Source organism: Bradyrhizobium sp. Unk1 (genome assembly GCF_059512345.1).
In genome coordinates, this window is record NZ_JCAMOP010000035.1 from 64,295 (window position 1) to 76,934 (window position 12,640).

The 12,640-nt window shown below is 64.9% G+C and carries 12 protein-coding genes; 5 read left to right on the forward strand and 7 right to left on the reverse strand.

Translation table 11 applies throughout. The annotated features are described in order from the left end of the window. The first annotated feature begins 148 nt into the window (after positions 1 to 148). Positions 149 to 349 carry a cold-shock protein gene (locus tag AC5ZFO_RS34725; protein WP_008134691.1) on the forward strand — a complete coding sequence of 67 codons (201 nt, stop codon included), beginning with the start codon at positions 149 to 151 and terminating at the stop codon, positions 347 to 349. 170 nt (positions 350 to 519) lie between these two features. Here the strand turns inward: AC5ZFO_RS34725 and AC5ZFO_RS34730 are convergent, their stop codons facing one another. After that, positions 520 to 981, reverse strand: coding sequence for an Lrp/AsnC ligand binding domain-containing protein (locus AC5ZFO_RS34730; protein ID WP_166081550.1), 462 nt, complete (start codon positions 979 to 981; stop codon positions 520 to 522). 114 nt (positions 982 to 1,095) lie between these two features. Between AC5ZFO_RS34730 and putA the strand changes: the two genes are divergently transcribed. From putA to AC5ZFO_RS34745, 3 genes are all read left to right on the forward strand, one after another. Continuing rightward, on the forward strand, positions 1,096 to 4,107 hold the full coding sequence (gene putA / locus AC5ZFO_RS34735) for a bifunctional proline dehydrogenase/L-glutamate gamma-semialdehyde dehydrogenase PutA (protein WP_282523306.1): 3,012 nt from the start codon (positions 1,096 to 1,098) through the stop codon (positions 4,105 to 4,107). A gap of 116 nt (positions 4,108 to 4,223) precedes the next feature. Then, entirely contained in the window at positions 4,224 to 5,429 is a 1,206-nt protein-coding gene (locus AC5ZFO_RS34740) for a CaiB/BaiF CoA transferase family protein (protein ID WP_282523305.1), read from the forward strand. A 158-nt stretch (positions 5,430 to 5,587) separates the two neighbouring features. After that, positions 5,588 to 6,235, forward strand: coding sequence for a glutathione S-transferase family protein (locus AC5ZFO_RS34745; protein WP_282523304.1), 648 nt, complete (start codon positions 5,588 to 5,590; stop codon positions 6,233 to 6,235). Positions 6,236 to 6,246: 11 nt separating this feature from the next. Here AC5ZFO_RS34745 and AC5ZFO_RS34750 read toward each other — a convergent pair whose 3' ends face one another. From AC5ZFO_RS34750 to AC5ZFO_RS34775, 6 genes are all read right to left on the reverse strand, one after another. Then, the gene (locus AC5ZFO_RS34750) at positions 6,247 to 6,414 is read right to left on the reverse strand and encodes a hypothetical protein (RefSeq protein ID WP_014492272.1); all 168 of its coding nucleotides are present in this window, start codon (positions 6,412 to 6,414) and stop codon (positions 6,247 to 6,249) included. A gap of 80 nt (positions 6,415 to 6,494) precedes the next feature. Further along, entirely contained in the window at positions 6,495 to 8,042 is a 1,548-nt protein-coding gene (locus AC5ZFO_RS34755; protein WP_282523303.1) for a hypothetical protein, read from the reverse strand. A 93-nt stretch (positions 8,043 to 8,135) separates the two neighbouring features. Continuing rightward, positions 8,136 to 9,143, reverse strand: coding sequence for a hypothetical protein (locus AC5ZFO_RS34760; protein WP_496123202.1), 1,008 nt, complete (start codon positions 9,141 to 9,143; stop codon positions 8,136 to 8,138). A gap of 327 nt (positions 9,144 to 9,470) precedes the next feature. Beyond that, entirely contained in the window at positions 9,471 to 9,968 is a 498-nt protein-coding gene (locus AC5ZFO_RS34765) for a TPM domain-containing protein (RefSeq protein ID WP_282523301.1), read from the reverse strand. A 5-nt stretch (positions 9,969 to 9,973) separates the two neighbouring features. Further along, the gene (locus AC5ZFO_RS34770; protein WP_282523300.1) at positions 9,974 to 10,891 is read right to left on the reverse strand and encodes a TPM domain-containing protein; all 918 of its coding nucleotides are present in this window, start codon (positions 10,889 to 10,891) and stop codon (positions 9,974 to 9,976) included. Positions 10,892 to 11,029: 138 nt separating this feature from the next. Next, positions 11,030 to 11,644: a LemA family protein gene (locus AC5ZFO_RS34775; RefSeq protein ID WP_282523299.1), complete on the reverse strand. Its 615-nt coding sequence runs from the start codon at positions 11,642 to 11,644 to the stop codon at positions 11,030 to 11,032. A 140-nt stretch (positions 11,645 to 11,784) separates the two neighbouring features. Between AC5ZFO_RS34775 and AC5ZFO_RS34780 the strand changes: the two genes are divergently transcribed. Further along, entirely contained in the window at positions 11,785 to 12,639 is an 855-nt protein-coding gene (locus AC5ZFO_RS34780) for an enoyl-CoA hydratase (protein ID WP_282523298.1), read from the forward strand. Position 12,640: the final 1 nt, after the last annotated feature.

Below are 12,640 nucleotides of genomic sequence, written 5' to 3' on the forward strand. Positions count from 1 at the left end.
CTGCGAAGTTGAGCGGAATTCGGCGAAATGCCGATATGGTTTGAGCTACCAAGCCGGCCACATTCCGCGTATCCTGTTAGGACCGAACCGGCCGGTTGGCGGGGACTGGCGTTCGAGATCTCGGAGGAAGACCCGCGGAGAAGACGTGATGGCTAAAGGTACGGTCAAGTGGTTCAACCCGACGAAGGGTTATGGATTTATCCAGCCTGCGTCGGGCGGCAAGGATGTGTTCGTGCATATCTCGGCAGTGCAGAAAGCCGGTCTGTCGTCCCTGAACGAAGGACAGACGGTGGAATACGAAGAGATCGCAAACCGGGGCAAGACCTCCGCAGAGAACCTCAAAGTATAAGCCCGGCAGCCTTTGCTGCCTCCCGGATCTGTTCGGGAGCCGGGCAAAAAAAATTTTAGAAGACGGCCAGTGCATTCGACGACGGGCGTTGCGATTGCACACGGAGAACTATTTTCCCGCGAAGACCGCTCGTTCAAGGCCACAGCAATGACAATCGCGACGGCACTTCGTTAGTCCACCGGCAATGGTGCGTCGCGCTTGATCTCTTCCATCACCGCATAGGTTCGCGTCTCGCGCACGCCCGGCATCGACAGCAGGGTCTCGCCGAGGAAGCGTCGATAGGCGGTCATGTCCGCAAGCCGCGCCTTCACAAGATAGTCGAAGCCGCCTGCAACCATGTGACACTCCAGCACCTCGGGCGCGAGTTTCACCGCGCGTGCGAAGCGCTCGAAAATGTCGGGCGTGGTCTTGTCGAGCAGCACCTCGACGAACACCAGAAGACCCAGGCCGAGCCGGTGCGGATTGAGCCGCGCCCCATAGCCCTCGACAAAGCCCTCACGTTGCAACCGCTTCAGCCGCTCGCCAACTGAGGTCGGCGACAGCCCGATGCGCTCGGCGAGCTCAACATTGGCGATGCGCCCGTCCTGCTGCAGAATGGAGAGGATCTTCCGGTCGATTCGGTCGAGTTCCATATTTTATGCGGCCAATGCGTCAATGACCTTCATTTCCTAAGGCAAATTGGCTAAATTGTCTATCGAACTACGGCCTAGCGGGCCTTATCCTGGATTTCAGCCACAGGACACGCCATGCCGAACATCCCGCCGCCCTTCACCGCCCCCTACGCGCCCGATGATGCCGAGATTGCCGCGCAGCTCTTGCCGGCTTCGCATCTCAGTCCGCCGCAGGAGGCGCGGATCGACCGCACCGCGACGCGGCTGATCGAGGCGATCCGCAAGCGCGACGACCGGCTTGGCGGGGTCGAGGACATGCTGCGGGAGTTCGCGCTTTCGACCAAGGAGGGGCTCGCCCTGATGGTGCTGGCCGAGGCGCTGCTCCGCGTGCCCGACGCGCGCACCGCCGACCAGTTCATCGAGGACAAGCTCGGCGAGGGCGACTTCATCCACCACGAGACCAAGTCCACGGCCTTCCTGGTCAACGCCTCGGCCTGGGCGCTCGGCCTCTCGGCGCGGGTGATCCAGCCCGGCGAGACGCCCGACGGCACCATCGGTCGGCTGGTGAAGCGGCTCGGCGCGCCGGCGGTGCGCACCGCCACACGTCAGGCGATGCGGCTGATGGGCAACCATTTCGTGCTGGGGGAGACCATCGAGCAGGCACTGGAGCGGGGTAAGCCGCGCTCCGGTGAGAGGCCGCGCTACTCCTTCGACATGCTCGGTGAAGGTGCGCGCACCGCGGCGGATGCCAAGCGCTATTTCGACGCCTATGCCAGTGCGATCGAGACCATCGGCAAGGCGGCGGGCAGCCATCCCCTGCCCGACCGGCCCGGCATCTCGGTCAAGCTGTCGGCGCTGCATCCGCGCTTCGAGGCGATCAGCCGCGCCCGCGTGATGGCCGAGCTGGTGCCGCAACTGCTGGACCTGGCGCAGCGCGCCAAGGCCCATGATCTGAACTTCACCGTCGACGCCGAGGAAGCCGACCGGCTGGAGCTGTCGCTAGACGTCATCGCGGCAACGCTCGCCGATCCCTCGCTCAGCGGCTGGGACGGATTTGGCCTGGCGATCCAGGCCTATCAGAAGCGCGCCAGCGCCGTGATCGACTATGTCGACGCGCTCGCCCGCGCCCATGACCGCAAGCTGATGGTGCGGCTGGTCAAGGGCGCCTATTGGGACACCGAGATCAAGCGCGCACAGGAGCGCGGGCTGGACGGCTATCTCGTGTTCACGCGCAAGGCGATGACGGATCTGAACTACGTCGCCTGCGCGCAGAAGCTGTTGGCCCTGCGGCCGCGCATCTTCCCGCAATTCGCCACCCACAACGCGCTGACGGTCGCGACCGTGCTGGAGCTTGCGCAAGATGGCGGCGGCTTCGAATTCCAGCGCCTGCATGGCATGGGCGAAGCGCTCTACGAGCAGCTCGCCAAGGATCACGTCAAGGATCATCCCGACATCGCCTACCGCACCTATGCGCCGGTCGGCAGCCATCGCGACCTGCTCGCCTATCTGGTGCGGCGACTGCTGGAGAACGGCGCCAACTCGTCGTTCGTGGCGCAGGCGGCCGACTATCGCGTGCCGGTTGTGGCGCTGTTGCAGCGTCCGGCCGATGCCATCGTCCGGCCGCAAGCGGCGGCTCATCCCAAAATTCCGCTGCCGGGCGATCTGTTCGCGCCGGAGCGGCGCAATTCGCGCGGCGTTGAATTCGGCACGCGCGCGGCGCTCGACCGGTTGCTGGCAGAGGTGAAGGCCGAGGCAGCCGGCCTCAAGCCGATCGCGGATGCAACGCCGGACCGAGCCAATGCGGCGGTGACGGCTGCGCGCGCCGGTTTTGCCGCCTGGAGCCGAACGCCGGCGGCCACGCGCGCGGCCGCACTGGAGCAGGCCGCGCATCTTCTGGAGAGCCGGAGCGCCCATTTCATCGCGTTGCTGCAAGCCGAGGGCGGCAAGACGCTGGACGATGCGCTGTCGGAGCTGCGCGAGGCCGCCGACTTCTGCCGCTATTATGCCGCGCAGGGCCGGAAGCTGTTCGGCGTTGATGCCGCCATGCCGGGCCCGACCGGCGAGAGCAATGCGCTCGCCATGCGCGGGCGCGGCGCCTTCGTCGCGATCTCGCCGTGGAATTTTCCGCTGGCGATCTTCCTGGGCCAGGTCACGGCGGCATTGATGGCCGGCAACAGCGTCGTTGCAAAACCCGCCGAGCAGACGCCGCGCATCGCCCGCGAGGCCGTAGCCCTGCTGCACGAGGCCGGCATTCCCAGGAGCGCGTTGTATCTCGTCACCGGCGACGGCCGCATCGGCGCCGTGCTGACCGCGCATGCCGACATCGCCGGCGTCGTCTTCACCGGCTCGACCGAGGTCGCGCGGGCGATCAACCGGACGCTCGCCGCCAAGGACGGGTCGATCGTGCCGCTGATCGCGGAGACCGGCGGCATCAACGCCATGATCGCGGATGCGACCGCGCTGCCCGAGCAGGTCGCCGACGACGTCGTCACTTCGGCCTTCCGCTCCGCCGGCCAGCGCTGCTCGGCGCTGCGGCTGCTGTTCGTGCAGGAGGACGTCGCCGACCGCATGATCGAGATGATCGCGGGCGCGGCGCGGGAACTCAGGATCGGTGATCCCAGCGATGTCGCAACCCATGTCGGTCCGGTGATCGACGCCGAGGCCAAGCAGCGCCTCGATGCGCATATCGCGAGGATGAAGAGCGAGGCGCGGCTGCACTTTGCCGGCACTGTGCCCGATGGCTGCTTCGTCGCCCCGCACATTTTCGAGCTCAAGGACGCCGGCCAGCTCACCGATGAGGTGTTCGGTCCGATCCTGCACGTCGTGCGCTATCGCGCGGAAAACCTCGACCGCGTCCTGCAGGCGATCGAGCGCAGCGGCTATGGACTCACGCTCGGCGTTCACTCCCGCATCGACGACACCATCGAGGCGATCATCGATCGCGTCCAGGTCGGCAACATCTATGTCAACCGCAACATGATCGGCGCCGTAGTCGGCGTGCAGCCCTTCGGCGGCAACGGGCTGTCCGGAACCGGCCCGAAGGCGGGCGGCCCGCATTACCTCGCGCGCTTTGCAACCGAGCAGACCGTGACGATCAACACCGCGGCAGCCGGCGGTAATGCCGCGCTGCTTGCAGGGGAGGAGTGAAGCCCTGCGCCCGGCGCCGTTGCATCCCGGCGAAACATCGGTCTAATGCTGCCATGACTTGGCCTGCGCCAATTCCAGCGCGCGGGAAACAACAAGAGCGAGGGAGCACCGCCGCGATGGAAAAGGGCATTTTTGCAGGCCTGAAGGTTCTGGACTGCGCGAGCTTCATCGCAGCGCCCGCGGCCGCGACCGTGCTGTCGGATTTCGGCGCCGACGTCATCAAGATCGAGCCGCCCGGCGCCGGCGACCCTTACCGCAATCTGCCCAACATTCCGGGCTATCCGACCAGCGAGCACAATTTCGCCTGGCTGCTGGAGGCCCGCAACAAGAAGAGCATCGCGCTCGACCTCGCAAAGCCGGAGGCGCAGGCCGTGCTCTACAAGCTTGTGGAAGAGGCCGACGTCTTCATCACCAACATGCCGCCGCCCGTCCGCGCCAAGCTCGGCATCACCTATGATCATCTCGCCCATCTCAACGACCGGCTGATCTACGCCTCCTTCACCGGCTATGGCGAAAAGGGCGAAGAGGCCAACAAGCCCGGCTTCGACAGCAACGCCTATTGGGCGCGCTCCGGCCTGATGGACCTCGTCCGCGCCGACACCCACACGACGCCGGCTCGCTCGGTCGCCGGCATGGGCGACCATCCCTGCGCCATGGCGTTCTACGGCGCCATCGTCACCGCGCTGTATCAGCGCGAGAAGACCGGAAAGGGCTCGCATGTCGCCTCCAACCTGATGGCCAACGGCGTGTGGGCGGCGAGCGTGCTGGCGCAGGCAAAGCTCTGCGGCGCCAAGTTCGCTGAGAGACGCCCGCGCGAGCGCGCGCTCAACGCCGTCGCCAACCATTACCAGTGCAAGGACGGCCGCTGGCTGATCCTGTCGCTGCTGAGCGAGGAGAAGCAGTTCCCGACGCTGGCCAAGTGCCTGGGACGCGAAGACCTGATCACCGATCCGCGCTTTGCCACCAAACCCGACCGCCACGCCCGCTCGGTCGAGCTGATCAAGATCTTCGACGAGACCTTCGCGACCAGGGATCTTGCCGAATGGCGCAAGATCCTCGACGGCAACGGCCTGGTGTTCGGCATCGTCGGCATTCTCGACGACATCCCCAACGACAAGCAGATGCTCGACAACGAGGTGCTGGTGCCGTTCGAGAACGACACCATGCTCACCATCTCCAGCCCGATCTGGATCGACGGCGCCAAGAAGGTCCAGCCGCGCAAGCCGCCCGGCGTCGGCGAGCACAGTGACGAGATTTTGCGCGGGGCGGGATACGACGAGAAGGCGATCAAGCAGCTGCGGGGTTTGGGGGCTGTTGGTTAGGGTCGGCACGCCCTCGCAACCTCGTCATTGCGAGCGCAGCGAAGCAATCTAGGATCCCATCGCAGATGCATTGCTGGATTGCTTCGCTGCACTCGCAATGACGGCGTGGGACGATCTCGCTATAAACTCACGACAACATCGCGTCTCGTGAGGTCCTCATGCCCAACTACCGCCTGCACTACTTCCCGGAATCCGGCAACAGCTACAAGCTGGCGTTGATGCTGACGCTTTGCGGCGAGAGGTTCGAGCCGGTATGGACCGATTTCGGCGGCGGCGTCACGCGCACGGCGGAATGGCGCAAGGCCGTGAACGAGATGGGCGAGATTCCCGTGCTCGAGGTCGACGGCGTAAAGATGACGCAGACCGCGCCCTTGCTGCTGAAGCTTGCCGAGCAGTACGGCCGTTTCGGCGCCGAGACCGAGGACGAGACGTTCGAGCTGCTGCGCTGGCTGTTCTGGGACAACCACAAGCTCACCGGCTACATGGCGACCTACCGCTTCATGCGGGCGTTCACCGAGAAAAACGATCCGCAGGTGCTGAAGCATTTTCGCCGGCGGCTCGAGGACTTCCTCGGCATTCTCGACGGACATCTCCAGCACAATGCCTTCGCGATCGGCACGAGGCCGACGGTCGCCGATATCTCGATGATGGCCTACCTGCACTATCCGAGCGATGAGCACGGTTTTGATTTCGCGGCGAGCCATCCCGCCGTCCACGCCTGGCTTGGCCGCATGGCCGCGCTGCCCGGCTGGAAGCCGGCCTATGAGCTGCTGCCGGGAAAGCGGATGACGAACTACGCGAAGTGAGGGCGCTGGTACTAACCCCTCAGCGCCAGCCACCCCAGCGTGAACAGAATCCCGCCGACGATCACAACCACCGCGACCGCCCAGGTGCTGACGCGAATGCTGCCGGTGACCTGCTTGGCTTCCTCATTGCGCGCGATCTCGCGATTGCGCTCCTTGTCGGCGTCGCTGGTCTCAGTCATGGGTCATCCAAACCGGTTGCTGGTTTTATCTGGCGCGTGATCTTTTCGAAAAACCGCTGCACACTTTTCCGGATCACGCGCTAACGCGTCTTGATGAAGCACATGCCGATGCGGCTCGATGCCGCGGCAGCCTGACAGGTGAGACCTTTAGCACAGCTCCATGACGTAAAACTCCTGTCCGACGTTCCCGATCCCGCATTTTGCAGGGAACAATGGGCGCCCCAGCCGTCCTGATATTCGGTGCCGGCCAGCTCCTGGCTGCCGCGGGTCTGCGGCCGGCTGGCAAATCCGCGTGAGAAATCAGGGCGTTTGCCCGCGGCGAATGCGGTCAGGATGTCGCGGCGGCGGACCTGGTCGCCGAAGAAATGCGGCGAGGCCGGCACGATGGTGGAATTCGACGGGTTGTCCGCCAGCCAATCGACGCCCGGGAAGTGGAAGCCGCCGATGCCGCGGGTCTGGTGGCAGCCGGCGCAGGTAACGTCGTTGAGGCGGCGCTGGAAGCCTGCGACCGAGCGGATGTTCTGCATGTCCCCGCGCGCGGCGGCCTGCTTCAGCGCGCCGACAACGTCGTTGTCGGTGAAGACGGGATTGTCCTTGCCCTCCCCTTTTCCTTCCCCTTGCATCATGCCGAACTCCGGCTGCAATCCGGAGGCATCGAGGCCGGCAGGCGTCGGCACCACCGCGGCCTTGGCCAGGAATTTCTCGGGGATCAGCACCGTGCCGCGATCGAACTCGCGGAGATTTTCCGGCGCAAGCAGCCACGCCTTGAAGTCACGTCGGAGCGCATCGTCCGCGGCGATCCGGTCGCGGTCGATCTGGTTCTCCAGCGTCGATTCCTCGAACGTCTTCGCGGCCGCGTTGTACTTGAACACCTTGAGCAGATAGTCGGAGCGGAAATCGTGCAGTGCTGATTTCGGCGCGATCGAGATCTGGATATTGGTCTCGATGCGATCGAGCATGGCGTCGGAAGGGGAGATGCCGCCGCCGATCAGCCCCTGCCAGTCGCCATTGTCGAGCCACCGCCGCGCGACCTCAGCACAGGTGACAGGCTTGCCGCTCGCATCGGTCTGGCGCGCATCGCGTGCCTTCATCACCAGATTGAACGTCATCGGCAGACGCGTCGCGGTCTTGCCACCTTCCGGCTTACTCTCGAAACGCACCAGCCGATAGATCAGCCTGATCTCACCGCACGACTCCTCCGAGACATAGGCGCGGTCCATGCGATTGACGATGCCCGCCAGCACGAAGCGGGTGTCGCGCGATTTCAGATTGGCCCGATCGAACAGCTGCACGTCAAAGCCTTCCCCGACGCCGATGGTCTCGGTCGGGTACGCCGCCTTCTGCCCGATGATGTAGCGGTCGAACTCCGCGTCGATCGCAGATGGAATGTCCTTGAGCTGCGACAGCGACGAGAACAGTAAATCGGTCGTCAACGGAAAGTCCGCGTTCCGCTCCGGCCATAGCAGGCGCGAGATCGTGAGCGAGTCGCTGTGGTCGAGATTGCGGAGCAGATCGGGATCGATGATCGCCGTGCCGCGCGTCAAGGGCACGTTCTCCGCTGCGAAAAGCGAAACAGTCCCGCCAAGCAAGACGGCGGCAGCAACGAGAATTCGCAACGCGCGGCTCATGCCTTCAGTAACACCGCCTGAGCCGGCCTATTCAAGTCAAAAGGCGCTTCACGTAGTGGTGAAGCGCCTCTTCGAAAGTCGAATGTCCAGCGCTCAACGCGCGACGATCAGGCCCTTGCTGGTGACGACGACCCAGCGGCCGTCCTGGCGGCGGATCGCGTCGACGCGGCCAATTCCGGGGATGGGGTCACCGGCATAGACCTCGTAGAGGCCGCCGCGGCCCTCGATCAGCGCGCCGCCATTGGCGACGTCGCGCAGAACCCAGCCGTCGATCGTCGGCAACCGGCCGACCTCGGTCTTGGGCGCGGCAGGGGTCGGAACCGGTGCGGCGGCGGCGGTCGCAATTTGGGTCGGCGCGATCGAGCCGGTGGTTTCCTTCGCGGCGGCGGCAGCCTGCGCGGGGGCCGCCGGCGGCGTGGCGCGGAGCTTGTCGACGGTCTCGGACAGCTTTGCGATTTTGGCCATCGGCTCGGCCTGGGCCTTCTCAAGCTTGTCGAGGCGGTCATTGGCCCGGTTGAACTGGCCGAGGCCGGTCTTGGAGGTGTGCTCGACATTCGCCTTCAGTGCGACGACATCGGCATCGATCCTGGCAACCGAGGATTCCAGCGCGCTGGTGTCGGCGACCTGCGCCGGCGCGGGGGCCGGGGCTGCGAAGTGCATCATGCCGGCGGTCGCAAGCGCGCCGCTGATGGCGCCGACGCTGGCGGCGATCGCCACCACCGCGGCCATCGCCGACAGGCGACGCTTGCCGCCGGTCTCGCGCGGCTCGTCCGCCTTCACATGCGGGGCAAACTCCTCGCGCTCCCAGGAGCGCTCCGACGGTGCCATGACGATGAGCTTGCCGGGCTTCGGCTCGGGCTTGGTCTCGGCTTTGGCTTCGAACTTCGGCGCCTCGATTCTCGATGCCTCGATTCTTGGCGGCTCGACCTTGGGGGCTTCCACCTTGACGGGATCCGGCTTGGGCGGCGACTCATGGTCCGGGGCGATCGAGGGGGCCTCGATGCCGGCAGCCTCGACGGCAGGTGCAGTCGCGGCGGGTTCGACGACGCTCGCCTGTTCGCCGATCTCTTCGCCGATCTCTCGGGCAGCCTGCTCAGCCATTGGTTCGCTCACAGTTCGAATACTCCACTCTGGATTGACCTTTTGGTAACTTTCATTGCTTGCGAAATCCTTACTTAGGGACCCGCTTACCGAAATTTTAGGAAGTCATCCGGGGCCGAATTTGGCCGGGAACGTGGAACCGGTGTGGCAGGCGTGAAACAAATTGTAAGCGGGGGAAGATGAACGGCCGCGGAATGGCTGCCTCCACACCGTCATTGCGAGCGCAGCGAAGCAATCCAGAATCTTTCCAAAGCCGCAGTCTGGATTGCTTCGCTGCGCTCGCAATGACGGAGCGCGCCGCACCCGCCGGCTCCCAATCACTATCCGTCACATCACGACCGGCGCATCCGGCAGTTCGTTCGCGTGCGGGCCCTGCGGCGGAAAATGCCGCGACAGCTCGCGCGATACCGCAGCGATGCCGCCGATCACGCCGCGCTCGAACTGGCCGGAGGCGAACTCGGCCTCCATCGCGCGGCAGATGTTCTCCCAGCCCTCGTCACCGACCTTCGCATGAATGCCGCGGTCGGCCACGATCTCGACGTCGCGATCGGCAAGCAGGAGATAGATCAGGACGCCGTTGTTGTGCGCGGTATCCCAGATGCGCAAGTGAGAGAACACATCGAGCGCGCGCGCGCGGGCCGGCTGGTTGCGGAACAGTGGCCGCCCGTCGAGCGCGCCTTCGACGACGAAACGGACCTGGCCGGAATGCGCGGTCTCACCCTGCTTGATCGCCTGCTCGATGCGGGCGAGCACGGCTGGTGGAAAGATCTGCTTCGCGCGCCAATGATGCTGCACGAGATGTCTGGCAATGCGCTTGATCCTCATGACCGCTACCAGCTCCCCGAGGCGCCGCCGCCGCCAAAACTGCCACCACCGCCGCTGAATCCGCCGCTGTCGCTGGACGACGATCCGCTGCTCCAGCCGCCGCCCGAAGAACCGCTCGACCACGAGCCGCCGCGCGACGACCCCGAGCTTGGCGCCATCGCCGAAAACAGATCGGCGATGAAGCCGATAATGAAACCGACGACGCCGAGCGCCATCGCCAGCGTGAGAGAGCCGAGAATGAGCCAGGTCAGCGCTGCGATGATGCCACCGGTCGCCAACGATCCGACCAGCCGTCCCAGCATGGCCCGGAAGAACCCGCCGACCCCGATGGAGGCGAACAGCGTCACAATGAACAGCGGCGCGAGATCGTCCAGATTGCCGAAATTCACAGTCGGCGAAGGTACTGGCAGCGGCTCGCCGTCGATCACGCGGATCATGCGATCTACGCCATCGGAGATACCGCCGGCGAAATCGCCCGTCCTGAACTTCGGTGTGATGATCTCGTCGATGATCCGCCGCGAGGTGACGTCGGTGAGTGCGCCCTCGAGGCCGTAGCCGACCTCGATGCGCAAATGGCGGTCATTCTTGGCGACGACGAGGATCGCGCCGTCGTCCACCTTCTTGCGGCCGATCTTCCAGGCGTCCGCCACGCGGATCGCGAACTGCTCGATCGTCTCTGGCTGCGTGGTCGGCACGATCAGGACAGCGACCTGGCTGCCTTTTCGAGTCTCGAAGTCACGCAGCTTTTGCGTGAGCGCGGCGACGTCGCCGCTCGACAGCGTGCCGGTCTGATCGACCACGCGGCCGGTGAGTTGCGGCACGGCGACATCGGCGAAGGCGGGGAATGCGAAGACGAAGAGGAGTGCGATCGCGAAGACACACGACGAGAAGACCGAACAGGCTCGCCACAACCCCGCTGTCATCGCCCGGCTTGACCGGGCGATCCAGTATTCCAGAGACGCCAGCGGATTACGGAGAAGCCGCGGCGTACTGGATTCCCCGCCTTCGCGGGGAATGACGGCGGTGGGTGGGGCTGGGCGCATTCGCAAAACGGCGCGCAGCTACTTCGACGGCGCCGGCGCAGGCGCCGGATTGAAATCGACCTTCGGCGCGGTCGAGATTTCCTTCTCGTTGTCGACCGAGAAATTCGGCTTCTCCTTGTAGCCGAACATCATCGCGGTGAGGTTGCTCGGAAACGAGCGGATGGTGACGTTATAGTCCTGCACCGCCTTGATGTAGCGGTTGCGCGCGACCGTGATGCGGTTCTCGGTGCCTTCGAGCTGCGACATCAGATCCTTGAACAGCGCGTCCGACTTGAGCTGCGGATAGTTCTCGGTGACGACCAAGAGACGCGACAGCGCGCTGGAGAGCTCGCCCTGGGCGGCCTGGAACTTCTGGAAGGCGGCGGGGTCGTTCAGCACCTCGGGCGTCGCCTGGATGCTGCCGACCTTGGCGCGCGCATTGGTGACGCCGAGCAGCACGTCCTTCTCCTGCTGCGCAAAGCCCTTCACCGAGTTGACGAGACTGGGCACGAGATCGGCGCGGCGCTGATACTGGTTCACGACCTCGGACCAGTTGCCCTTGATCTGCTCGTCCTCGCTCTGGATGGCGTTGTAGCCGCAGTTGGTCAGGCTCAGCGAGGCCAGAGCCGCCAGCACGGTCAGGATCTTGCGCATCAGATTTCTCCCGGTGGAATCTGACGCAAACTACCAGATTGGACACGAAAAGCAGCCGATTTACGCAAGCCTCTTGCCTATCCCTGGCCGACATAGTCAACTTGAGCAAAACAAGAACGGAAACGCTAGGGGGAAGCGCCATGTCCTCGTTCGAGACCATCCTCGTGGAGCGGCCGGAGCCGGCGATTGTCCGGATCGTGATGAACCGGCCCGAGGCGCGCAATGCGCAGAACCTGCAGATGACCTACGACCTCAACGCCGCGTTCGACGAGGCGGTGCAGGACGATGCGGTCAAGGTCATCATCCTCGCCGGCAACGGGCCGCACTTCTCCTCAGGGCACGATTTGCGTCCCGGCGGCAAGAATGCCGCAGGTGCCGATTTTCCGCCGATCGGAAATTGGGGTGGCTTTGCGGAGGCGAACGCGCATGGCCGCTTCGCGCGCGAACAGGAAATCTATCTCCAGATCACGCGGCGCTGGCGCAACCTCGCCAAGCCGACCATTGCCGAGGTGCACGGCAAATGCATCGCCGGTGGGCTGATGCTGGCCTGGGCCTGCGACCTCATCGTCGCCAGCGACGATGCGCAGTTCTGCGATCCCGTGGTGACCATGGGCGTCTGCGGCGTCGAATGGTTCGTGCATCCCTGGGAGCTCGGCCCGCGCAAGGCCAAGGAATTCCTGTTCACTGCCGACAGCTGGAGCGCGCAGGAGGCGCATCAGCTCGGCATGGTCAACCGGGTCGTGCCGCGCACGGAACTTTCAGCGTCGGTGCTGGAGCTGGCGCGCCGGATCGCATCAAAGCCGTCCTTCGCGCTGAAGCTGACCAAGGAAGCGGTGAATCGCTCGGTCGATGTGATGGGCCAGCCCGCCGCGATCGACCAGGCCTTTGCGCTGCATCAGCTCTGTCACGCCCATAACCTTCACGAGTTCGGCACGGTGGTCGATCCATCCGGACTGCATCCCTCCGTGCGCAAGCCGCCGGCGGCCGCGGAGTAAC